Source organism: Clostridium folliculivorans, from assembly GCF_024341905.1.
GTDB lineage: Bacteria > Bacillota > Clostridia > Clostridiales > Clostridiaceae > Clostridium_AR > Clostridium_AR folliculivorans.
Genome location: NZ_BQXY01000001.1, coordinates 1,286,523 through 1,312,258 on the forward strand (window position 1 = coordinate 1,286,523; position 25,736 = coordinate 1,312,258).

Sequence of the window (25,736 nt, forward strand, 5' to 3'; positions counted from 1 at the left end):
CTAGTTTGGAGCAAAGGTGGACAAAACATATACATATTAATGCAATGATAAGTTTGTTTGAAGCTGAGCAGCAGCCATTTAGGAAGATACATAGGCTGATTGATCTTTTTGAGACAGTTATAAAAACTCATACAGCAATGATAATCGCAAATTATTTTTCAGTAAAGGATATTTCAGAACAAGTAAAAGCATTATTGTCAGAAGGTTTAAAGGTACCATCTCTCGGATTATGGCAGCTTTTTAGTAAGGTTATAATGGATGAGATGGTTATCCAAAGAAAATTATCTAAAGCAGAATTTTATACTATGCTTAATGCTTTGCAGGGGCGAAACGTAGATTTATTTAAGTCAGCTTATGATGAAGCAGGGGATTCTTTTTGCTTGAAGCTTGAAGCTGCATCAGCAAAAAAGCAATTAAGGGAGTTATTTTTAAACCACTATTCTGGGTTTAATAAAATATTCTTTATTGAAGATTTTCATAATTATTTTTATAAGTGGAACAAAAAAGTTGAAAGAGTAATCACCTTGAGAAATGAATATGCCCATGGGGCAACACCTTGTGACGAAAAGTGCATGGAAGATATTGAAATGCTAATGCCTCTGATTGAAGAGATTTTATCGGCAAAATGGCTTCAAGACACTAAGATAATAGCCTTTAAAAATCATAGACTTTTGGAGCTTTTAGTTTTGGAAAGCTCAATTGATGTTTCTCTTAACGAAGAAATTTTAAGGGCAGTAACAAATAATTGTAGTGATTTAGTAAATTACCATCCTTACTTAGTTGATAGTAAAGGAAGGGTACTGGATTTATTTCCTATTTTGAGTTGTAAGGTAACTGACTTAAGTAATCCTAATACTTATTCAATTGTATTTTTTAATGATTTGAAAAGGAAAAAGGAGATATCCTTGCTTAATTATCCTAAATCTCTTCACTTTAGGGATAAGCAAATGTATGAAGAGTTCCTTAGCGTAATTAATATTGAAAAATGGAAGTATCATGTTACAAGTGAATTCAGAGAAAGAATACTTGAACTTACAGAACTTTTTAAAGGAAGAGTGAAAGAGAAGAAAAATATAAGAGAATTTATAGATAGTAGAGATAGAGGCGTTTTAGCTATCTTTGGAAGTCCAGGTATAGGCAAGTCAGCGTTGATTGCTAAAATTATTAGAGAAGAAAATCTAAATAAATCTTCAGAAGAAAAAAGGATTTATCAATTAGAGTATTTTATAAGAAGAGGCACTATCCATGCGAGGCCGGATTTTATGCTGGATTATTTAAATAGAGGAGTTGAAAACTTTTACAAAACAGATATACCTATGGGAAATTCTCTTGAAGAAAAGAGAGTGAATCTTCATTTACGTTTAAGAACGATTTCAGAGCAACTGGTAGATAAAAAACTTGTCATATTTGTTGATGGACTAGATGAAGGAATTGAGGGAGGTATATTAAACCATTTAATTACTGAAAGCTATAAAAACATAATTGTTGTGTACTCCTCAAGGCCTGTAAGGGAAAGTGAGATTTTTTATCGTAACATACCTTATGATTACAAGGATAGGTTTGATATAGATGGACTTAACAAAGAGGATATAAGAGCTATTCTTTATGAGGTTGTAAATAAATATGACCTAAAAGAAGCTCTGATAAATCTTATTTGTCAAAAATCCCAGGGGAATCCTCTATACATTAAACTCTTATGTTCTAAACTGGAAACACTAGGAATCCAAAATTTCGATGAATCCAAGTTAGTTGATTATATTGAGGACTTTTATTATGAGATACTTTGCCGTTTAAAAGAAACAGAAAACTTAGTACTTGAAGGCTTGTATGTGATAGCTTCTGCTTCTGACTATATATCTGAAAAGCAACTAGAATTTATATTAAATATAAGCGAAAAACAGTCAGCCTATATTATCAGTTTGCTTCAAGAGGTGCTATTTGAAAATCCACATATGGAAAACAGTTATCAGCTCTTCCATGAGAGTTTTAGAGAATATCTATTTAAGTCAAATGATATAAGCTTTACTCAAGCAAGGCTAAAGCTTATTGATTATTGCAGAAGATGGAAGGAGTTTTTGATTTATAAAAATTATATTAGTAGTTATACATTAAAGCATTTTTCAAAGCATCTGGTGGAGCTTGAGTTATATGATGAATTATACTCATTAACTGAGAATAGTGAATACATAGAGGCACAATTGAAAGTGACAGGTCAATATGAATCAACCTTTGAACTTTATATGAATGCTTATAGAATTGCTAAGAAAAACAAAGAGTATGAGAGGGCGTTGAAGATTGGTACGTCGATAGGGCAACTTCATATTGGTATTTCAAACAGTATAAAGACTGTTATGTCAGAAATAAAGTTAAAGGATAAGGATATTGCTGGGACAATTGAAAAAATCAATGATTTTACAGGATGGGAGAAATTTGTTCTATATATAAATTTAATACATTCTAAATTATTTGGTGAATTAAGTATTTTTAATAGAAAAGAGCTTCTAGAAAAAATCCTTGAAAGTTTTCACACAGAGTGGCTTGATAGTTTTAAGAATGTTAACTGGTATGAGTATTTATCTATAAGTTATATTATTAGAATGTTGAGAAAAGTTGATTCCTTAGAAATTGATATAAAGCCGCTTATAAATGTTTTTTCATACAATGAAAATATGGAGCTCTCTCTTTTCTCAGACAAAATTGACTTTAAGGATTATAAGGATTATGAGATTTATAAACTAATAATACTGCAGTCAGACAAAATTTATAGAGAAAAAATGATACCTTCCATAGCAAAGGAGCTTATTAAAATTGGGTATCCCCATGAGGTATTGAATCTTATTGATTTTGTCAGCGATGAATATCTAAAATTTGATTTAATGTACCAAGCTGCTTTATATTTAGTAGACAAAAACAGTTTAGAGGAAGCCTGTGAAATTATAAAAAATATAGAAGATCAATATTATTATTCTAAGGCCCAAATTGAAGTCATTAAGAAATTTGTTAAAGAAGGAAATAGTGAAAAAGCCAGAGAAATGGCGGTTAAGCTTCCCGAATATTTTGTACAAGAAGGTCTTGAGGCTATTGATGAAGAAATAAATGGAGTTCAAGGCTTAAGTTTATCAGTGCAAGAAAGGGTTATAGAGTATGCGGAGAATAATGAAATTGACCAAGCGTTAGAGTTGTATAAGAATATAGTAAGCTATGAAATTAAGGTTGAGACAGCTAAAAGCTTATGTAAATACATTCCCCTAGGCAATAGGTCCTATGTGGATGTACTTTTAGCACCAATAAATACGGTTTATGCTCAAGCTGAAGTTAGAGGCATGTTGGCATCTGAAGCAGCTAAACAAGGTGAAGTAGAATATGCATTAGAGATGATAAATCTAATCGAGGTTGAAACTGAAAAAAATGATTTTAAAAAGGTCGTTTCTGGGTTACTGCTTGAAGCGGGATGCTATGACAAATCAATTGAGTTAATTAATTCAGTTTCAAAAATAGTAGAACGACAAGATTACTTGCCATATGCAAGCTATCTAAAAAGTAAGGCAAAGTCTGAAAGCAATAATGAGATAAATGATGCTAGTTGGCTTGAGAAAGAAGCAGAAACTAACTACAGTTTAGAAGATAAGTGTAATGTTGAAGAGCTTGAAAAGCTTATAAAAGAAGGGTCACAGGAGAAGTTATTTTCATTTCTAGAAAGCTTAGAAGAAAGCAGAGAAAGTTCAAAGCTTTTGTTTGATTTTAAAGATCCTATAACTAGAGAAGAGTTTGAAGGCAGCTTAAACAAAGATAATCTTATCTTAAAATTTGAAAATGTATTTGCATTTCAAGCAAATATTTTGAATTTAATAAGATGTGGTGAGATTGAATTTGCTTTAAGTTTATGTAAAGCTTGCTACTATATAGAACTTGAGTCTAAAATAGAAAAGATATTGATAAGAGAAGCCTTAAAAGCTGGTAAAACCAATGAAATAATGCAATATACTAACCTAAAAAGCGACTTTTCAGCACGGGCTAAAGCTAAAGTGGATATTGCAAATTATCTTAGCGAATTAGGTAAAATAGATCAAGCTAATTCAATTATGAATGATGTAATAGGGTTAGCTAAAATAGACCAAAAGTATGATGTAATACTTTATGCAGTAATACCTATTTTAGAACATAGCATAAAAAAAGGTGATAGAGATAAAATACAGAATTTATTGAATGAAGCTAAGCAATGCATATTTAAGAGCAAAAAATCATTTGACATCAAAGAATGTATTAAAAGAATTGTTGAGCTTTTAAAGCAAAATAGTTATGGTTCTTTGGCAGATAATTTTATTTTTAACATTGCTAACAACATTTATGATAAAAAAATGATAACTTTTTTGATGTGCTTGTTTGAGAAAAAAGAGCTGTATACTACTCAATTTGATAGGTTTTTGAATCTTATGGAGCCAAGATTACAGCTGATTGCAGGTAAGGATAATTTCTATTCTGAGGCTGCTGGGTTTCTCTTTGAATATGATGAATATAATAAAGCTAATGAAATAATTGACAAGATTAGAAGTAAGTTTGTCCGCTCTTTAACAAATATTAATATATCAGCAATAATTTTTGATAAAGGAAATAAGGTTAAGGCATTTGAAGTTCTAAACTCAGAAATAATTAATACCTGTTCCTTTGAGCAGTGCGAAGGAAAAACTAAGGTTCTAAAGCGTGTATTTAGAGTTTTGATTAAATTTGACATGAAAAATAGAATTTACGAAATTCTTGATAATATCAATAACGATGAATATAGAAAAGAAGTTATAATCAATGCTTTATTGCCAGAAGGAAAGGGGGGGTTACTGGAAATTATAAATTACGTTTCAAATAAAGCTTGGTCTGATAGTTACAAGAACGAAATTTACATGGAAATAGTAAAGCTAGCTAAGGATACTGAAGAAGATTCACTGCAGATTTTAACTGAGTTATTTACTGAGATATATTCTGATAAGAAACTAGTGTGGCAATGGTTATATTCTAGTGCTTATTGTTTGAAGAACTGTAGTAAGTTGGTTGAAGATGAGGATGTACTTCTACAAGAGATTAATAAGATCATTAATTATAGTTTTTAAAATGAGCATAGAGGTTAGCAGAAAAAATGAGAGGGAGGCAGCAGCCCATGAAATGTCCAAAGTGTAGTACCGAAATGATAAAGGGTAAAAAGTACTGGATTTGTGAAGAATGTGAGGAAAGAGTTCCTATAATTGAAGATTTAGGTTCCGGTGAGTTTAATATCAATGCAATGAATGAATTTCCAACTATTATCGCACATGAATATCATAGGTTGAAGGAGTTAAGTACAGCAGGTGAAGCCTATGGTACTTTTATGCAGATTAAGGATATGTATGAAGTGATCCTTAAGTTTCCAGTTTTGATAATGATGGAAGGCTTGATATATAGCTTGAAAAATGAAGGGGAAAATGAGTGCAGAAACAGCATATTGAGAGCTTTCATTGAAAAGCCTCTTAGTCTTGGAGATTGGGAGGTTACAGCTAGTAGGATTTCAAGGCTTACTGATGAAGAGCTTCCACAAAGGAATTTAATGATTTATGGAGAGACTAGAACTTACCTGAAAAATATTATCAAGCTTTTTAAGGTTAAAATCAATGGAACAGAGAAATATATATCAAGCTGGCGTAATGATGAAATTGCCCATGGTGCTTTGGCTTTTGATGATGTTGATTTCAGAAATGAAATAGGGTATATGTTGAGCAACATACATGAGATTATGAGAAAGTCTGAAAAGTATTATTCACAGATAGAGATAATAAATGATAAAGGTATAGTTTTAAAAGGTCATAATATTGAAAGCATGGACGAGCAAAATGAAATCTACATAAGCTTCAGCATGGATTCTAAGGAAGATAATATAACCCTTATGCCCCTTGTCTACAGTTCAGAAATTTATATATACTTGTTTGATAGTTTTTCTCATTATAGCAATATTGCATATAGATTGAACTATTCTCATGGTAAAAAGGACAAGTGTTACAAATCTGTTGATACTTTTCTGGAGATAAAGAAAATACTGAATGTTGAAGAATTGACAAGTGAAACAATAAAAAGGGAAAATCATCTTGTAACTCAGCTAAAGAAAATTGATGAGATATTAAAGACTAAGAAAATAATAAAACCTACATATTTGAATGATTATCTTATGAAAATACTGGGGTTTGAAAAGGATACGAAGCAATATACCAGTGGTGTTTTTATGATTAGAACCGAAAGAGGTATGGGAAAGACAGTTTTTACAAAAGTACTCGATGATCTCGATAATATATCCTCCCAGGAGGAGAAACCATCTTTTTATAATAAGGTAATTAAGAGGGTTTACCACATAAATAGTACATATGGTTCAGAGCTAAGCACCTTTAAACATATGCTCCAAAATGACCTTTGTTCAACCCTGCAAAAAGCCAACGTATATGTAGGTGAAATAAGAGATGAGTTCACTAGACTGGATATGTGTCAAAGCACTGATTCTATAAAAAAACAGTTTGCAGTGATCCTAAATAAAGCTTTCTATGAACTGAACAGAGCCTATGTGAACGAAACAGGTGTAAAACGAGAAAAATTTTTAATGGTAATAGATGGCCTTGATGAGTTCAATTATAAATACAAGGACAATATAAGGACAATTTTTGATTATATTCCAACTCCAGATATGCTTGCAGAGGGTATATATATTCTGTTAACCTGCAGAACTGATGGAGAGTTAATAAATTCTGAAAGAATACGAAAAGAAATCAATAATATAAAACTAACCTTGCCTGAAATATCAATAATAAGGACATCAGGTGAATATGTATCATTGCTTAAAAAGCATCTTATAAAAAATCTTTCGATTTCTGAAGCAAAAGAGCAGGATGAATTATTGAAGTTATTGGATTATAGGTTCTCTTATTTAGGTGCTTATGAAAAGCTATACTCTTCTAACCTATATAATAAAAACGAACTCAATCCAAAAAACATTATCAAGACCTATATGAACTATTTGCAAAGTGCTAATAAAAGACATTATGAAAGCATAAAAAAGCTTTTACTCATACTTGCAATTGCACCAAGTGGAATCAGAGTGGATGAGCTTTGTTATCTTATGAATGAGCAAGAAATAACTTATAGACTGCTAGGCTCAATAGCTGACATAAGCAATTTTGTGGAAACTAAAAGAGAAAATGGTGCAACTGTAATGTCTATAACGCATGTGGATTGGAAGGAAAATCTGCTTCAAAATTACAAGGAAGAAATAGGAGAGCTGCTTGAGGAATTAAAGGAATCAGTGTATTCATTGTTTAGAGAATTATGGTCTGATCCAATTGCACAGGGGTATAAAAAATATCAAAAGGATTTTGCAAAATACAGAGGAATGTTTTATTTGTTCTCTAATTATCTTGATATGAGTCAATACTTTAGGGAAATCAATAACATAACTATATCAGATGATGAATTAAGAGAAAACAGCGAAGCCTTTTATAGTATTGAACCTCTTATGAAGGTGCCTAGTAATGAATATGAACGAATGCAGATACGTATTAACTATCTTTCTGGAATAATTATAGAAAGCTTAAACATAAATGAGAAGACCTTAGGGGACTATTTGATATTGTCAGATGTATTTATAAAAAGATGCGCGACCTTCGAGGATTTGAATCTCCTGCAGGAAGCTAAAAGGGATTGTGAGTGTGCTATTCAAATCAGAGAAGATCTATACAAAAATGGATTTTTAGAGGAAAGCGATCTCTTAGCAGAAGCTTACACGAAAAGGGGAAATCTGAATTTAAAATTTAATTTATATAACGAAGGGCTTGAAGATCTTCAAAGTGCAATAGAGATAAGGGAAAGTCTGGATAAAGAAGGGACGCTACCAGACAGATATGATTTAGCAATGGCCTATATGGATAAGGGCGTGGGTCTTAATAGATTGTATCACCTAGAAGAAGGATTAGAGGAGTTTGAAAGAGCTATAGAAATCATTGAAAGCCTTGATAGAGAAGGAAAGCTATTCGACAAAAGTGTACTTGCATCATTACATATAAATAAGGGAGCATCATTTGTAGAGTTAAATAGTTTAGAGCAAGCACTAAAAGAGTATGAAAGTGCAATTAAAATATTAGGAGGCTTGACTAATGAGGAAGAAGTATATAATGTAATCAATCTGGCAAAAGCTCATATGAACAGAGGACAATTATTTAGAGTTATGAATCGTTTGGAAGAAGCACTTGAAGATAATAAAATTGCGGTAGAAATAATGGAAAGTTTGCATAAATCAGAAAGACTTCCTAATGTTGGTGATCTTGCAGAGGTGTACGATAATAGAGGAAATGTACTTTTGGATCTAAATAAATCGGAAGAGGCTCTCTGTGATTATGAAATTGAAGTGGAAATTTACAAAGCTTTGGAAAGTGTAGGAAGGCTAACTGATGAAAACAAGCTGGCACATGCATTAAACAGCAGAGGGGTAGCTCTTAAGAATCTTGGCAATTTTGAAGAAGCTTTAAGTGACTTCAATAGCGTTATACAAATCCGAGAAGAACTAGCTGGGAAAGGGAAACTTGATGATAGAAACACTTTAATAACAGCATATAATAACAGAATTGACGTGTTTAAAAGATTAAATAGAATCGATGAGTTAGTAAGTGACTATGAAAAAATCATAACTAATATAAAAGAACTAGAAAAGAATGAACAGCTTACTAATAAGGATCATCTAGCAAAGGTTTATGCTGACAGAGGTATGACATTATGCAATTTTAATATGTTTAAAGAAGCTTTGGCTGATCTTGAAAGAGCTAAAGATCTTTGGGAGAGTTTAAGTGAAGAAGGAGGACAAGATTATAAAAACCAATTGGCAAAGCTATATGTAAATACTGGAGGTATATTCTATAATTTAAATCTCGTAGGAGATGGTTTGGTGAATTTCAAAAGGGCCATAGAGATCATGGAAGAGCTCTACGAAGGTGGCATGTTAAAGGATATAGACAACCTAGCTATAGTTTGTATGAATAGTGGATTGGCACTTAATTCCTTAAATCAACTTGAAGAAGCTTTAAAGTATTATAACAAAGCCTATAATGTGATGGGAGGGATGGATAAGCACATAAAAATTACGAATAAGGACCTCCTAGCTGCCATCTGTATGAATAGAGGAGCGACGCTATGTAAACTAAATCTTCTTACTGAAGCCTTGAATGATTTTAATAAGGTAATTGAAATCACAGGACATTGGGAAAAACAGATAACCATAGAGGAAATAGGACAACTACAGGATGTTTACAGCAACAGAGCGTTGGTATTGACTGAGTTAAAGCTTTTTTCAGAAGCATATAAGGACTTTTCAAAGGTTTTGGAGTATAATAAAATTCTTGTTAATGAAAACTATGAAACTGTGGAAGAGTACCTTCAATTAATTTTATACATTGCAGAAATGCTGAAAAATAATGTAGATGACTTGGAATTGCAAAAGTTATTTAAATTGTATTATGAACCAATTTGTAAGCTTTCAAGCAGTAAAGAGGCAAAACAGTATATCAGAAAGATAGAAAAGATAGTGGACAGCATATTGTAAAATTGTTAATGCAGAAAACAGATTAAGATTAATAAGTTCATTATCCCGATATGAATTGTGGAGGATTTTACAAATGCTAGTATATATCAATGAAGAGCATAATATAAAAATATATTCTTTAGACCATACAAGATGGGAGGATTTTGAACTTTTATTTGGTGAAAGAGGAGCATGTGGTGGATGTTGGTGTATGTCTTGGAGACTTAAGAAATCGGAATTTGAGCGAGGAAAGGGCGAATTTAACAAAAACTCCATGAAGGATATTGTATTTAGGGGTAAGCCTGTAGGAGTGTTGGCATATGTAGATGATAAGCCAATTGGATGGTGCGCTATTGCTCCAAGAGAAGTTTATAAGCGTCTTGAAAGTTCCAGAGTCCTTAAAAGAATAGATGATAAACCAGTTTGGTCTATTTCTTGTCTTTTTATAGCTAAAGCTTTTAGACGAAAAGGAATTTCAACAGAGTTAATTAAAGGGGCAATTGAATACGCTAGATTAAATGAAGTAAATATAGTTGAGGCATATCCAGTGGTTCCCTATGGTAATAATGTGCCAGATGCTTTTCTCTGGACTGGTGTTCCCGTAGCATTTGAAGAAGTTGGCTTCATTGAGGTAGTGAGAAGATCAAAATGGAAGCCTATGCTAAGGTACTATATTTAGAATATGAGAAATATAGTGTATTATAAAAAAAATAAATAACCAATGTATAAACCTATGCTAAAGCAACAATTTGGCATAGGTTTTTGTTTTACAATAGGATGTAAATTTAAAGATTTTTATTTATTGAATATATAGTTTAAAATACAAAAAAATATCGTAATGATTCTGATTTAAATTCAAGTTAAAATTGATAAGAAAACGTTTTTTGTAGAAAATAAGAGGAATTTACTGAATGGAGGAGATAATTATTACATTTAGTGAACAGCTATGGTAATTCATCAAAAATAAGGGGATTATTATGAAATTTATAGTATAATGTAGATACGTGTTTACACTAAGCTAGGAATAGCAAGTTTTATTTAAAGATGTACCACTTCTATCTATCAAAATAAAAGTTCGTAAAATAATCGAAATTTCTATTTTGAGCCTAAGGATTGAAGTGCTTTTGTGTTCAGAGAAATAGATATTTTATTTCTATAAATATAGATTCAATTGTATGTAATTAACTATAGAAGGTAAATTTTTAATAGATTTGAATCTTATTTGGAATTTGTATATCCATAGAAAGAAAGGATGAAACTAATGAAAGACGTAAAATCACTAATACCTTTAATGAATGAAGCAATTATTAATTTAGATCAAAATGAAAAAGAACTTAACAAATCACTAAAAAAATTAGGCATTTCTCCGGTAAGGTTCAATGACTGCATAAGGGTGATTGAGCAGCAGGTGAAAACTGCAAATAATAAATTTACAATTGCTTTTGTAGGAGAATTTAAAGCAGGTAAGTCTACAATTATCAATTCTTTATTGCAATTAAGTGGTGATGAAAGATTAAGTACTGAATATGAACCGGATACTGCCAAATGTATAAGAATAATGTACAAATCTGATGATATTGACTATGATGCCGAGATTCTTTATGAAGAAAATACCTATGAAAATGAAAAAGTAGACTGGTTGACAGCTAAAAAGTATACAAGTCAGGTTTCATTAGATGAGAATGAAAACTTGAAGGCTAGAGCAGAGAAAATATCAGAAGTAAGATATTTTCTGAAGCAGGATATTTTATCTGTTTGTAACATACTGGATTTACCAGGCACTGGAACAGCACATGTGGAAGACCATACTGCTACAACCGACAGAAAAATACTTGAGGCAGATGCAATATTTTGGATTGTGTCTACGTCAGAGGAACCAGGAAAAGAGGCTATTGCCAATTTAGAAAAGTTTAAGAATAAGATAATACCTATTATAAATGTATGGCAGTATGAAAGAAAAGGTATTTCAAGTGAACTTACTTATGATGATATAATAAAGTTTCTTAATGATAGATATGCAAGCTATTTTGTAGATACTGAAACACCTATTCGTTATTATGGAAAAGAAATAGATGAAGCTCAGATTAACGGAGAGGAAATTAAAGAGGAATGGGGAAAGACAGCTTTTGCTGAGTGCCTTAATAGGTTAGTATTTTCTGAAAATGTAAATCTTGATCTTGATAAAATGAATAGAATAACTAAGAATTTAAAAGTATCTTTTGAAAAACTTAGTTCTGCTCTTACAGAAATAGAGGCTCCCTTAGATGAAATTAAAACAGAAATAGATCACATTACAATGGATAACGATCTGCTTAAGTCACAACTTTATGCAGTGTTTAAAAATGCAGAAGGAAAGCTCGCCGATATGGCTTCAAATGCAGCAAATGATATAATCACGCACCTTGTAGGGCTTACTGAAAGCTTTATAGAGGATGAAATGCAGAACGCAAATATGTCTATGCTTATAAAGTCAATCGGTAGGAACAGAAAAGAAAGACTTAAAAGAGAGCTTAAAGAGCGATATGAATATGAGTATTTAAAATTGGATGAAAAGCCTTGCTGGTATGATGAAATACTAAAGGAATATATTGAGAATATTGAGATCCTTTTAAACAGTGAATATGCCAAGTTTCAGATTGAAGCAAATAAAAATTTAACTAATTTGGAAAGAAGTCCTCTAGATAGTAACTTTATTTCAGCTGTTATCAAGCAGACTGTCAATAGTTTTCTTGAAAAGTTAGGCGGGATACTTATAACTGTTATAGGGGCATTGATTGCAGTTCTAATACCAGGTGGAGAGATAATTGATGCAATTTCTGTTGCTTTATTAGGTAATACAAACCTTAATGCGGACACCATGACTAAGAAAAAAGAAAATGTAAAGAACAGAGCGAGACTATCAATATCAATGCAGAAGTATTCAGTTGCTAACACTTTAAAAGGTGAAGCTAGAAAGATTAATAACGATTGTAAAGAAGAATTTGTTAAAAAAGTAAACACCACAACTGGTATGAATGAGTCAAAGAAGGAAATATATGAATCTGCTAAAAGCGCTATAATATCAATAAAGGATGATATAGATACATATATTGAGCAGATATTCAAATTTAACTAGGGTTAAAGTTTTTATATATTAGAAGGCAGGGTGTATGCATGGATGCAATAAGAATTACAAGATTATTTTCAAATAATGAAAAGCTATCAGAAAAGCTTCTATTTGAATTGAATAAATATAAGTTTTTTACTGAAAGTGCTGTTCCAAATATTGCAGTACTTTGTTCAGATGATTCACTGAAAAATGAAATATCAAATATCTATGATAAAGCTCAATCGAACTATATTATAGACAACTTTAGCATAGCGCAGGAAAACGGAGATTTGCTTGAAAAAATAATGAACACAGATGCGGTAATAATTTATACAAATGCTCTGAAAATAGCTCCAAAAGATCTTTATGATATAGTTAGTGCAGTTTCTGTAACTAACAAAAAAGTATTTGTGCTTCTTGGAGGATGGAATGCACTGCCTAGAGAAACTGTCCTCATAAAACGCAGGCTTTCACAGGTTGCAAAAGAATTTCAAAGAAATGATATTGTTATGGTAAAGGGTGCATATGGAGGAGAAACTGTTGAAGGACTTGAGTGCCTTTCAGATGCCTTTAAGGCAGCATTTGATTCTATTAAAAGTAATTTTAAGGAATACAGGTACAAGCAGGAAGAAGCGCTATATTTATTACATAAAAAAGCAGTAAATGCAGAAATAAATGAAATTCATAAGAGCATTATAAATACAAATGAAAAGGTGCTAAGCTACCTTGATTTTATTTATAAGAAGCAGCTAGGCTTAGGACTTGCATTTAAAAATGCTAATATAGGGCTAATAGATGTTGTTGGTGACTTAAAAGATAAGATGGATGGACTGAATTCAGGTGAGTTTGTTGACTATTTGAAGGACAGCTTAGATGAGGAAGGATTAAATGATATAAATAGAATAGTTGAAAAATTTAAAGAAAAAATGGTTGAAAAAGTCACGCAGTTTTTGGAGGCAATTAATGATTCTCCTAAAACTGATGTGAATATTAAGTTTGACGGACTGATTCAGGAATGTATTAACGAAATGCAGTATGTGGTTTCGGAGCTTGGTAGATTAAACTATGTGAATGGCGTTTTACTAAAGGAACTTGCGGATTTTACACAGGAAATATCTTCACTGGCAAATCTTCAAGGGAAGGTAAAAGGTGAATTCAAAGAAAGCATGGAAAAGGTAATTAATAAACTTAAAGGCCAGATCAATTCGATCCAAGTAAATACTAAGAAATTTGTATATTTGGATACTGCAGATAAAACCGTTGATAGATTGGAAACTGTTATAGAAATGATTAAAAATGAAAAGGGCTCAGAGGATGAAGACAAAGAGGAAGCTGATAGGTCAAAGGAAGAATCTGAGAAAACAACGAAAACTTCTGAAGAAAGTAATGAAAGCTCTGAGGAGAGAAAGGAAACTTCAGAGGAAGATAATGAAATTTTTGAAAAAATAAAAGAAGTTGCAGGGATTGGAAGAAAAATCACTGATGCAAAAGCCGCTGCAATTGAAGATATTACAAGAGAACTTATAGAAAGTGCAAAGGTTACGGTACTGGCACAGATGGATGCTATCATGCAGACTACGAAAAACGGTATACAATCCCAAGCCAAATACTACGTAGACCTATACTTTCAAAGCATTATATCAGGAATAAATAAAATTAGTGATGATTTGGTAATACAAAAGAAAATTCTAAAGAGCATCGATTAGTGGAGAGTTCCTATGATAAATGAATTAAAGAACTATATAGACAAGATAGTGATGATTGCAGAAAAGTTAGGGATGGAAGACATAAATAGGCATTTTTATGACGAAGTAGCCAACATTAAGGTTTATTTTCATGGTGGCTATGACTATGGTAAGAAGTCAACTTCTCCTCAGAGATTGATATTTTCAAATAAGGAATTTAAGGGGTTTGTAAGTCAGCATCGAATTCGGTTTGAAGAATTGAACGTAGCGTTACCGTATAATGGTGAACAAGACTTGTTGCTTACGGTGTTTGGAGATGAAGAAATTGAGGGACGTGATAAGAAAAATCTAAATGAAAGAAGGTATAATAATTATCCTACTCTCCCCTTGATAATTTTCACTGAAGATTTTTTTCGTATTCCATATGGAGAAGTTTTAGCCTATGCTTCAATAATTGAGACACTGGAAAGCTGCTGTGAATATAGGGTGGTTGCTTTTAACGAGAGAGATGTAAGAAGCTATGAGAGTATATTTTCTAGATATTTATATTGTGTTTCATTCCTGAAACGTACTATTGATATTGTTAAAATAGCTGATGAGACAAGAGATAATTTGCATAATTTGATTTTTGAAATATATGATGAAAATGATTCACATATTGATCTTGTGCTTAAAGGTGGCTGGATAAAGCAGATTTCTGAAAAATTGAAGGAGATTGAAAGCCTCAATGTAGCTTGTAATTCTTTAAAAGACTTTATTTTTCAGCAACTTTTTAGTATACAGGAGGAAAACAAAAATAACGTTCTGAGACGGTTAAGGTATTTCAAAGCAAATTCTTATGCTTCTACTTTTGCAAAGGATATTTTGTTAAAATATGGCACTGTTATAGAGGAAATAGATCAGTTCACTGATGAGGTTTCTAAAAATCAGCATATAAACTCTGATTATCAGATTGTGAGGAGAATGGAGGCTACAAGACATTATCTTGAAGATGCATGTGAATTTGCAACAATCGGCACCTTCAGTTCAGGAAAAACTACCTTTATAAATACCCTTCTAGCAAGCAACCATAAATTAAGGACCTCTGCAGCACACAACACTGCTGTGCTGCTAAAAATACATAAGGATGATGAAGTTAAGGGTGAGTACAGCAAAATAACTTTTAAAGACAAGATAGAACTTGATTTAATTGAACCAGCTTCAACAAATGAGCTGGCACAGTTATACAGAGGACAAGAAAATGGCAGAGTTATAAGTGTAGACAGAATAAATGCAAGAATAAAAATAAGATACGGTAATAGGACTTCGGTAATTCTCATTGAAAATGAAAAAACAATAATTGTTACCGAAGGACAAATCCTGAAACCTAATGACAAACTAACAGAGGGATTTTCAGATGTACATAACTGCAGGAAAGTAAAATGTGTCAGCCGAGATGAGCTTCTAGTGCTTATAGATGAGCTTAATGCAAAGCGATTGTCATCAATAAGTGTTACCCTTGAAAGTGAAAATAAGTCGGATTTTGAAAAGGGAAGCAGGGCCATTGGCGTAATTAAAGCACTTCTTAAGATTGCAAATAATACGGAATCTACTATAGATATTGAGAGCCTTAAAGAAGTTGGACTTGAAAACTGTCACCATATAAAACTCACTGCAGAATACAATAAGGGTCCTATTGAGATTAAGCTGGACAACAACGGCTGGAGGTATTTCAGTGATAATGTTGAAGAAGACGTGTATATAGAAAGACCTGAATGCTATATATTTGCAAAAGAAATTGATGTTTTTATGAAAAGCTCTTTTCTTCAATATTGCACCATTATAGATACCCCAGGTTTTGGTTCAGTAACTGAAAAGCATGATGCTATCTCTGAACGATATCTTATGGAACATAATGGAATACTTCTTATTATGATAAAGATAAGCAACGCCACGGAGAAACTGTCAATGAGGGTTTTATTGAATAAGGTTGAGGCAATTTATAATAATAACAGCAATCTTAATAAAAAGAATGTTACCTTTATCCTGAATTGTTTTGCCAATTCTACTACAGAGGAGCATTTGATCAGTGCTTGCAGAAATGTAAGTAAAATGATAGTTGATAAAGGCTTTTCAAAAGATAAGATATTTGTATGTAATTTGAAGCGTTCAATTGAAAATAATGAATATTTAGATAGAATGTTTGATGAATTTCCATCTTATAAGATGTTCGCTTCTAGCATAAAAAGAGAAATTGAAGAGAAGGGTATGCTTCAGAAATTTATAGGGGTTAAGGATATTTGGGATGGTTTCTTTGAAAGCAAAATCAATGAGCTTACAAGAGAAAATAGTGAGCTTAAAAATGACAAACGAAACAGAGAGAGGATTGTATCGGATAATGAGTTTGCACTAGGGCAGACTAAAAATATTCAAATGCTTGACTTCTATGAGTTGAAAAAGAAATATATGGATGAAGTAAATCCTCTGTTGCGAATGGTGGATGGATTGAGTTCAAAAAAAGAATGGAAGCAATCAAAGGATGATATTTTTGTTTTTCTAGATACAGTCTCAGGAATTGATGATTATATAGAGCGTGATTATAACAAGGTTTACGATATTGCCAGTAAGGCAGGTATAAGAGATATTGAAATACCTCAGATATCAAATAGAAAGAAATTCATAGTACCATCTGAGACCTTTAAGGATTTATATAATGATATATTATATAGGAGGAGCTGGGGGCTTTTTTGGCACAATAAGCACAGATTCCAAAAGGAACTATATGATTTTTTAACTGATGAAATAGATAAGTCCTTCGAGATAATGGAAAAAGAATATTATAAGATATGCAGTGAACAATTTGCTAAATTTAAAAAGTACTGCATTGCAGTTATAATGAAGCGTATTGAAGTAAACAAGGACGACGGAACAAATAAGTATATTATAGAAAGTAATGAAATTCTCAATAAAGAGTATAGAAAATTCTATAAATCATGGAGTGTGCTGTCTAGTCTGATAAGTAAGATGGATGATATGAGAAATAATTATTAGGAGAATTATTATGGCTGGAAATGAACAGGTAAAAAAGATATTGGATAGCATAAGCAAAAAGTCGAAGGAAGCACAGGACGAGCTAGTTGTGACTATTATTGATGATTTCGAAGATGCAGTAAAATCGATGAATGATCCTCTTAAAAGAGCTAAACTAAGCCTCGACAAGGCTAGAGAAACCTTGGATGCTTCCAAGGGGAATATGGAATTATTTGAAACTAGGTTCAATGAAACTCTCACTAAATTTGAAGAATCATTTGTCCAGATGAAAAATGATATAGTTAATGACACTAATCGCAGCCTTGCAGAGCTCAAGCATGAGTTTGAAGATGGAATGGAGAACACAAGGAAACTTATAGAAAATAACTCCACATTGGAAACTAAAATAGCAGAAATAAGCAGCAAGTTTGATGAGATTAGTGAAGAAAATAAAGTGGCTATAAAGGATTACCTAGGTGAAATCAATTCAAGCTTCTTGAAAGTATCAGAAATACTTGAAACAAATAAGGTTGAGATAAGTAATGAAAATGGAAATTTATTAGATAAACTAAGTTCTGTTGCTGTAAATATTGGGCAGAATAATGATGAAATTATACAGCTTAGAAAAGAAACTGAACAATATAAAGATTTATTGATTGATTTCCAAATGAAATATGAACAGAGTATTTTAGAAGCTTCAGAGTTTAAGAATAAAGATAGAAAGTTAATATATATGATTGTGGCTTTGGGAGTGCTAAGTTTTGGGCTAATCATAGTGGTTTTGATTTTTTTTAGGTGAATTATATGGACAATCTAAATAGAAGATTTTTTAAAGTTGAGATGGATTTGGACAGTGAACAGGATAAAGTTAACTTTTTGTCAAGAAAATAGATAAATCTAACTTAACTAGTGTAATTCCTTTTTAATGCTTACACAACTTCATAGAACTTCTATGAGTATTGCTGTAGTGAAATCAAATAAGTATAAAAGAAGATCTCAAATTTTTGAGGTCTTTTTTTACAAAAATTTTTTTGAGGGAAGTTTTCTTTCCCTGTTGTTGCTTATAATGAAATTAGTAATTGGCTCTTTGATAATAAAAAACGCTTAATAACTTTACTACTGCAATTTATGAAAGCTATATGCCAGATAGCTAAATTCACTTATGATGAAAGAAGAGAAGACTTCAAAATAGATAAATTCTAAAACATCAATACCGACCAGTATGTTGAATATTTAAAGTTTATGACAATAAATGAAAAGTTAGAAACTGATAAATATGATTAAAGAATGGTAATGAATATAAAAGTAACTATTATATAGGATGGATTTGATGTCTACATATAATTGAAACAAAGTTTGGTATAAAAGTATGTGTTTACAATTAAAAGAGGAATTCATCATAATATGTAGAAGTGTATGTTGTTATATATTTTTAAATCGTAAAGATATGTGTTAGACCATGAAAGGGAAGTTTATATGACAGCATATTCTGATAGATACAGTAAAGCAAGATTACTATTTGAAACATACAGGTTGATAAAATCAGGACAGGCAACAACAAGAAAAGAAATTGCCCAAATTATTGGAAAAGATGCAAAAACTATAACCAATTATATCCATGAATTAAATTCTGAGTTTGGTGCTTACATAGAAGTTGGTAAAAATAAAAGCTATGAAATAAAAGAAGAGGGACTGATGGGGCTTTTGAAATCAAATAACCCGCTTACAGCAGACGATGCAACCATTATACTATATGCTTTGGTTAATTCCCAAGATTTCATAGAAACAAAGCTCAATATAGTTAAGAACACTTTGCTTGACATATTGCCAGAAAAAGAAGCAAAAAAACTTAAGGAAATGTTTTATTTTGAAAAAAGTAATGATCTTAAAGACCGTATTACTGAGGGCAATATTATAACACTACGCAAGGCCATTGCTGAAGAGAAGAAGGTAACATTCTTTTATTCAAGTGCTTCCGGAAAACATAAGATGCATAAGGTTATACCATATAGCTTTGCCTGTGATAACGGAAAATTCTATCTTATTTCTATGCCTGAAGATAAAGAAATGTTGGTACATTATCGAGTTGATAGGATGTCAACACTTAATATATTAGATGAAGTTGGAAAGAAATTAGAAAAATTCAATATAAATGACTATATGAGCAAAACCTGGTACATGTACGGTGGTGACGAAACAAAGGTAGTGGTTAAGTTCAGCAAAGCTAGCAAAACTGTTGTAACTGAAAGAAATATGACAGTAGGAAGAATCTTAGAAGAAAACGAAGAGTACTTTATATATGAATTTACATGTAATGGGGTATCTGGCATCAAGCTTTGGTTAATGGGTTTTGGTGCTGATGCTGAGGTATTGGAACCTTATGAACTTAGAGAAGAGATAAGAGAAACAGTAGAAAATATGATGAAAATATATTCTGAATAAGAAAAGACTTGAATTAAATGGAGGAATACTATGAAACTTAAGACCATTGATGATTTATTTAACAAACGAATATACAGAATACCTTCATATCAAAGAGGATATGCTTGGGCAAATGATAGCAAAAACTTTTTGGGACAATTAAGTGATATCTGGGATGATATTCTAAACATAATGGATGGGTGGCATTATACTGGGCTTATAACTTTGATGTCTTCCCCTTTAAGTGATATAGCCTTAGATGATAGATGGCTTTTAGATTATAATTTTGAGCAATATTATATAGTAGATGGACAACAAAGATTAACAACACTTTTAATATTAATACAAGTTTTATTAGAAAGGGCAGAAGAAGAGAATATATCACTTAGTTTGATGAGATCGAATGAAGAGATTAAAGAAAAGTATTTGATAAATAGCAAAAATACTACTCCAACCTTTATATTCGGCTATTCTAATGATAATCCAAGCGATAAATATTTTAAGAGAAATATCTTAAAGGTAAGAGGACTGATAGTAGACGATTCTGAAGAAAGCTATTATACTGAAAACTTACGAAAAGCAAAAGAGTACTTTAATAATGTTGTTGGAAAGTACATTGAGGAAAAGGCAGATAAGTCAACTTCAATACAGAAACTACTAAGTGATATTTTTAATAAAGTCACGAATAGGCTTAGGTTCAATGAATATATTCTTGATGAAGAGCTAAATGAATATGTAGTCTTTGAAACAATGAATAACAGAGGAAAACAACTTTCAGAGCTAGAAAAGCTTAAAAATAGGCTAATGTTCCTTTCAACAAAATTACGAAATTGTAGTGAAAATGAAAAAGAAATTCTAAGACGAGACATTAATACAGTTTGGATTACTATATATAAAGAATTAGGGAAAAATAAGAGCAAACCACTGGATGATGAAGATTTTATTAGAAACCATTGGATCATGTATTTTGGGTATGACAGAAAAGAGTCTAATTCATATTCAAGATATTTGTTTGATGAGATGTTTACTATAAATAATGTATATAATGATAAACTTAAGCTTGAAGATATGCGAAAATATATTTCATCGCTTCAAGAAAGTGCTGTTGTTTGGAGTGTAGTTAATAATCCTCAATATTATAAGACTAATAATTTCTCTGACCTTGAAGTGAAACTTGGTCTTGAGAAGCTTCATAGAGTAGGAATTAAGGCTTCATTTAAACCAGCTATTATGGCAGCTTTAAATTACTGTGATAATGAGTTTATAATAAAGCTATTAAATTTACTTGAAGATTTTGCATTTAAGATATTTGATGTTTCAAATAGGCAGTCAAATACAGGAGATAGCAAAATATACAGACATGCATTTAGAATTCATTCAGATCATAATTCTAAAGAGAACCTTGACGAAGCGAAAGAAAGTATATTAAGAGATATACAAGAACATATAGATTATTATTTTAACATTGATCACTTCAAACTCAAAATTAAAGAGCTTTTTGAAAAACAATCAAATGGATACTATGATTGGAGTGGAATTAGATACTTTTTATATGAATACGATGAATATCTAAGGAATGCTAATAATGTTACAGAAAGATCAATGAAACTTGACTGGAGAGTGTTTTTAGAGGAAAGAAGTAGTATTGAACATATATTTCCTCAAAGCGGTAAAGAGAAATCTCTTGGTAAATGGATGCAGTTCAACCACTTAACTGATGAACAAAAAGCTCGTTGCTGTGGCAGTTTAGGTAATCTATTAGGAATTTCTAACCCTAAAAATTCAGCTTTAAATAATGACAGCTTTGAAGAGAAAAAGGATCAAGGAATAAAAGGTGAAGCCTACATGAACAGGGGGTATAAGTTTGGCTCATATAGTGAGAGAATTGTCGCTGAGTATGATAATTGGACACCAGAGACAATATTTCAGCGCGGAATTGATATGTTAGATTTTCTGTGGAAGAAGCTTGGAATAGATCAAGTTGAACCACTGACAATAGAGGATAAGAAGATACTTCTAGGACTAGAGTTTTTAAATTCAAAGGATATAATTAGTGAGTTTATGTTTGATGAGTCATTATTAGAGGATAGCAATAGTAAAGAAGTTAACAATATTAAAAGTAAAGGTTTGGAAGAGACTGATGACTTAGAAAATAAGCTGAGAGAGATATTAATGACTCAGCTTACTGATGGAATGTATGACAATATGAATGAGCTCGCAGAGTATAGTGAAATACAGCGATTTGCTATGCTTAAGGATATAACGCCAGAAGAACTTTTAAAAGAATGGGGATACAAGAAAAGAACAAATTATAAATATTGTTTTGATAAAGCTGCAGCTAAAAAGCTTATTGAGGAATATAATATAAGCTATGCAGAACTTGGAAGATGGCTTGGATATGATGAAAAATCAAATAGTAGAGCCCTTGTTAGAGCAAAAATAAATGGAAAAAGAAGTGAAAGTGGAGCTTGGACCAATCATGTTTTAACTGCAGAAGAAAATACATTGCTTCACTCAATGATTATAAAACATGAAACAGAATATGAAGGGGATAATTTTTCATTAAAAATTATAAGCAACGGAAATGATATTTGTATTTTGTTCTTATGTGAAGATACAATAAAATGTTTCTTTGAACTTCCTGAGGATTTAAAAGCTGCTCTTAAAGAAAAAGATTACTATAAATTCACGAGTTTTGATATAGATGTTTTAAGAACTGGGAAAGTAGAAACCTATCTTGGTAAGAGACTCTTTAGAGCAGAGAAAAACGTAGGTAGCAGAATGAAGGAACTAGGTATAGATAAGGCTGAAGAATATTTTAGATATTTGGGCTTTGATGGTGCCCTTAATGGAAATCAAGAAACGGATTCTATCATAAGAGAGACTTTAAGCAAATATTTAGATACTGAGAATATAATATACCTACCAGTTAATAGCGAAGATTATCAAAGATTAAATATAAGAGCAAATAGAGAAGGATATACTCTCGATGAATTTGCAGCTTATTATGGATTTATAAGAAGAGGAAGAGACTCTGACAATGCTAAGGAAAAACTGATTGAAAAATACAAATTAGAATTAAATGAGAATATAGTTGAAGGAAATAAAGTATATATACCAACTGCCAGCAGACTATTTTACAAATTGAATGGCTTTTGTAATAATAATAATCTCAAATTTAACGAGTTTATTAAGTCTTTAGGGTTTGAAAGAATATATGTGTAGAATACTTAATATTCCTGCTATAGCTTTAAAACTAGAGATTACAAGAGATTGAGATCTTACTAATGCCACAAAGCTTTGGAATAAGATAATTCTTTCAAAAAATATAACAGACATATATACAGGAGAGAAGTTTACAGTAACTAATTATGAGAGATTAGGAAGCTTAAGCATAGATCACTTTATCCCTTGGAGTTTTGTGATGCACGATCAGCTATGGAATTTAACCCCTACCTTTAAGAATATCAACAGTAAAAAGAGCGATAAGCTTTTACCGTATAACAAGTATATGGAGAAGTTCTGTAATTTTCAATATGAAGCCTTTGATTATGTATGCGATAATAGGATTAATAGTTTTGTTGAGGAATACATAGATGCCTTAAGAGTTGAAGAAATATATAATTTTCACAAACATGCTTCTAAAGAGAGATTTTCAGAGGAAATGTATAATGCCATTATATCAAATAGCTGAAAATCAGGGGTTTGTGGTTATGGATAGCTTTAATCTTAATGATAAAATGGTTAATCTATAACTGTATAGTTATAAATAATAATTAAAAACCAATCTTGTGGTTTAAATGTCGCAAGGTTGGTTTTTAAGTTACAGATGAACCACTTAGTAATAAAAATTGCATTTTTAATTTTCTCACCAGGACTTCTAAGAGTCTTATAAATATGTTTTGAATAGAAGCCGTTCATCTTTAGTACCATTTACTATTTCAAAATAAACTCTACTATTTTACCGATGGTTGTTCCACATATTTTTTTGCTGAATTCTGCAATTCATTTTTATAATTATTTATATCAACAATAGAATCGATATAATGTCTTACTCCATATTTGTTTTCATCTGGGATAACTATAGATTTTTTGTTCCCATTAAAGAATAATCTGCAGATCCACTTTCTAGTATTGTTTTTGTATAAAATCCCACAATATCTCTCAACATCTTTAATGGTTATATCGTTAGAATCCATAACCTCGCTTAATAGGCTTCTAATTAGATTAAAAGCTTCTAACTCCTCTTCAGTAGTGGTTATATTACAAATTTCATCACTATCTACTGTATCAGTTTCGCTATCTTTACTTGTATCATCTGTATATTCTTGTTCGGCATCATTATTATTTAGTATAGACTTTAGTTTTTCGTTCATAAAGTCACTGATAAACTGCTGAAATGATTTTTTTACAATAGGTCTGAATTTTTCAATAACATTTTGAGTCTTCATTCCCTGATAAAAGCTGTTAATTATAAACCTAACAAAGTCGTCAGTAGGATTATTCAATTGTATGTTAAGCTGAGCTTTTATTAGACTACTGTACTTCAATTCTGATGCAGTATTAAATATTGTATCTATATCAAAAGCATCTTTTGAGAATTTCTTTAATTCTTGAATCTGGTTATCACTAATATCTTGTATATTAATTTCTAAAAATGGAGTATCATCCATTTTATTTGATTGCTCTAAGTCAGTGAAAAATTTATACACTAATCCGTTAGTCAAAATTGCGAATCTTGATTCTGTAACTGAAAAATATCTGAATAATTGAGCATCATGTTTTGTGAGAGAATCGTTTACACCTTTACATTCAACTAAAATTATTGGTTTCCCATCCTTCATTATTGCATAATCTACTTTTTCACCTTTTTTTATACCGAAGTCGGCTGTAAATTCTGGAACAAACTCCGTAGGGTTAAAAATATCATAACCTAGCAATGAAAAGAAAGGCATAATTAAGGCAGTTTTAGTAGATTCTTCAGTTAGTAATGTATCCTTTATCATACCAGCTCGTTTAGAAAATTGTTTTATTTGGTCAGAAAAATCCATTTTAAATCCTCCATCTTTTAAAAATATATCAAATTAAATTTATGTATGTACTATTTAGGAATTAGAAGCAAACATAATATATACAAAATCAAATTTTTTCTACATTATAAATTTTATTAAGCATAGTTAATAGTTATAACTAGTATAAAAATTTAAAGTATATGTGGAAGTGCTATAGAGGCTACTTATATAGATGGAGAAACTTGCTGTTGATAAAATCTGTTTTAGAGAGATTAAGATGAAAGGGATAAAATAGAAAGTTTACTGAACTTTAATTTGAAATAATGTAATAATACTTGTACTAGAACAGTAGCAGAGTATAAATTTGCAATGAATATATTAACCCACACTGATTTTTTGATTTTTAGAAAGATAGACAAAATGCCAGTGCTTGTGGTTGAAGTAGATGGATACTATTATCATTCAAATAATCCTAAGCAATTAGAAAGAGACAGGATGAAGGATAAAATCTTAGAAAAGTATAATATTCCTATATTGAGGATAAGAACAAATGAAAGCGGAGAAGAGAAGAGGATTTATGATAAACTTTTAGATGAATTAGGAGTAAGATAATTTTGCCTTCTTAAAAAATTTGCATTTAGCAAATAAATATTAATAAATAATTAAACGATACGTATTCAAGCTAGGGTTATTATCACTAGTATAAAAAGGAGTTAGTAAAAGATAATATACAATATACTTTTTACAAGGGTCTAAGCTTTAAGGTGAAATCTAAAGTTAGGCTCTTATTTTTAGACCTTTAAGAATACGGCGATAGCTTTTTTTATATTTTATTTTCCATTGCACTTCTTTCGTTTTTTAATCTTGTTATCTCATATTTATTATTTTTAGGTGAACACTTTTCCTTTACAGTCACTTTTATCACAGACCATAAGACATTTTTTCTT

12 protein-coding genes are annotated in these 25,736 nt (G+C 31.2%); 11 read left to right on the plus strand and 1 reads right to left on the minus strand.

Annotated features, from left to right (window positions below):
• The first annotated feature begins 5 nt into the window (after window positions 1-5).
• The 10 genes from OCU55_RS05785 (at window position 6) to OCU55_RS05830 (ending at window position 23,471) form a co-directional block, all read left to right on the plus strand.
• A complete protein-coding gene (locus OCU55_RS05785; protein ID WP_261851353.1) occupies window positions 6-5,102 on the plus strand; it encodes an NACHT domain-containing protein in 5,097 nt (1,698 codons plus the stop codon).
• 47 nt (window positions 5,103-5,149) lie between these two features.
• The gene (locus tag OCU55_RS05790) at window positions 5,150-9,595 is read left to right on the plus strand and encodes a tetratricopeptide repeat protein (RefSeq protein ID WP_261851354.1); all 4,446 of its coding nucleotides are present in this window, start codon (window positions 5,150-5,152) and stop codon (window positions 9,593-9,595) included.
• A 73-nt stretch (window positions 9,596-9,668) separates the two neighbouring features.
• On the plus strand, window positions 9,669-10,253 hold the full coding sequence (locus OCU55_RS05795; RefSeq protein WP_261851355.1) for a GNAT family N-acetyltransferase: 585 nt from the start codon (window positions 9,669-9,671) through the stop codon (window positions 10,251-10,253).
• Window positions 10,254-10,835: 582 nt separating this feature from the next.
• A complete protein-coding gene (locus OCU55_RS05800) occupies window positions 10,836-12,689 on the plus strand; it encodes a dynamin family protein (protein WP_261851356.1) in 1,854 nt (617 codons plus the stop codon).
• Window positions 12,690-12,727: 38 nt separating this feature from the next.
• The gene (locus OCU55_RS05805; protein ID WP_261851357.1) at window positions 12,728-14,368 is read left to right on the plus strand and encodes a hypothetical protein; all 1,641 of its coding nucleotides are present in this window, start codon (window positions 12,728-12,730) and stop codon (window positions 14,366-14,368) included.
• Window positions 14,369-14,380: 12 nt separating this feature from the next.
• On the plus strand, window positions 14,381-17,377 hold the full coding sequence (locus tag OCU55_RS05810; protein WP_261851358.1) for a dynamin family protein: 2,997 nt from the start codon (window positions 14,381-14,383) through the stop codon (window positions 17,375-17,377).
• A gap of 10 nt (window positions 17,378-17,387) precedes the next feature.
• On the plus strand, window positions 17,388-18,155 hold the full coding sequence (locus tag OCU55_RS05815) for a hypothetical protein (protein WP_261851359.1): 768 nt from the start codon (window positions 17,388-17,390) through the stop codon (window positions 18,153-18,155).
• 677 nt (window positions 18,156-18,832) lie between these two features.
• Complete coding sequence (locus tag OCU55_RS05820) at window positions 18,833-19,798, plus strand: helix-turn-helix transcriptional regulator (RefSeq protein WP_261851360.1); 966 nt, start codon at window positions 18,833-18,835, stop codon at window positions 19,796-19,798.
• Between the two features lie 30 nt (window positions 19,799-19,828).
• Window positions 19,829-23,002 carry a DUF262 domain-containing protein gene (locus OCU55_RS05825; RefSeq protein ID WP_261851361.1) on the plus strand — a complete coding sequence of 1,058 codons (3,174 nt, stop codon included), beginning with the start codon at window positions 19,829-19,831 and terminating at the stop codon, window positions 23,000-23,002.
• A gap of 169 nt (window positions 23,003-23,171) precedes the next feature.
• The gene (locus OCU55_RS05830; RefSeq protein ID WP_261851512.1) at window positions 23,172-23,471 is read left to right on the plus strand and encodes an HNH endonuclease domain-containing protein; all 300 of its coding nucleotides are present in this window, start codon (window positions 23,172-23,174) and stop codon (window positions 23,469-23,471) included.
• A gap of 262 nt (window positions 23,472-23,733) precedes the next feature.
• On the opposite strand, the gene OCU55_RS05835 is transcribed toward OCU55_RS05830, so the two are convergent.
• Window positions 23,734-24,828 carry a type I restriction endonuclease gene (locus OCU55_RS05835; RefSeq protein ID WP_261851362.1) on the minus strand — a complete coding sequence of 365 codons (1,095 nt, stop codon included), beginning with the start codon at window positions 24,826-24,828 and terminating at the stop codon, window positions 23,734-23,736.
• Window positions 24,829-25,158: 330 nt separating this feature from the next.
• On the opposite strand from OCU55_RS05835, the gene OCU55_RS05840 reads away from it, so the two are divergent.
• The gene (locus OCU55_RS05840; RefSeq protein ID WP_261851363.1) at window positions 25,159-25,401 is read left to right on the plus strand and encodes a DUF2726 domain-containing protein; all 243 of its coding nucleotides are present in this window, start codon (window positions 25,159-25,161) and stop codon (window positions 25,399-25,401) included.
• Window positions 25,402-25,736: the final 335 nt, after the last annotated feature.

What these genes read in the sequence shown, in the direction of transcription:
- OCU55_RS05815 (WP_261851359.1), top strand. Translation starts at nt 17,388, where the DNA reads ATGGCTGGAAATGAACAGGTAAAAAAGATATTGGATAGCATAAGCAAA.
- OCU55_RS05795 (WP_261851355.1), top strand. Translation starts at nt 9,669, where the DNA reads ATGCTAGTATATATCAATGAAGAGCATAATATAAAAATATATTCTTTA.
- OCU55_RS05835 (WP_261851362.1), bottom strand. Translation starts at nt 24,828, where the DNA reads ATGGATTTTTCTGACCAAATAAAACAATTTTCTAAACGAGCTGGTATG.
- OCU55_RS05825 (WP_261851361.1), top strand. Translation starts at nt 19,829, where the DNA reads ATGAAACTTAAGACCATTGATGATTTATTTAACAAACGAATATACAGA.
- OCU55_RS05810 (WP_261851358.1), top strand. Translation starts at nt 14,381, where the DNA reads ATGATAAATGAATTAAAGAACTATATAGACAAGATAGTGATGATTGCA.
- OCU55_RS05820 (WP_261851360.1), top strand. Translation starts at nt 18,833, where the DNA reads ATGACAGCATATTCTGATAGATACAGTAAAGCAAGATTACTATTTGAA.
- OCU55_RS05805 (WP_261851357.1), top strand. Translation starts at nt 12,728, where the DNA reads ATGGATGCAATAAGAATTACAAGATTATTTTCAAATAATGAAAAGCTA.
- OCU55_RS05790 (WP_261851354.1), top strand. Translation starts at nt 5,150, where the DNA reads ATGAAATGTCCAAAGTGTAGTACCGAAATGATAAAGGGTAAAAAGTAC.
- OCU55_RS05840 (WP_261851363.1), top strand. Translation starts at nt 25,159, where the DNA reads ATGAATATATTAACCCACACTGATTTTTTGATTTTTAGAAAGATAGAC.
- OCU55_RS05800 (WP_261851356.1), top strand. Translation starts at nt 10,836, where the DNA reads ATGAAAGACGTAAAATCACTAATACCTTTAATGAATGAAGCAATTATT.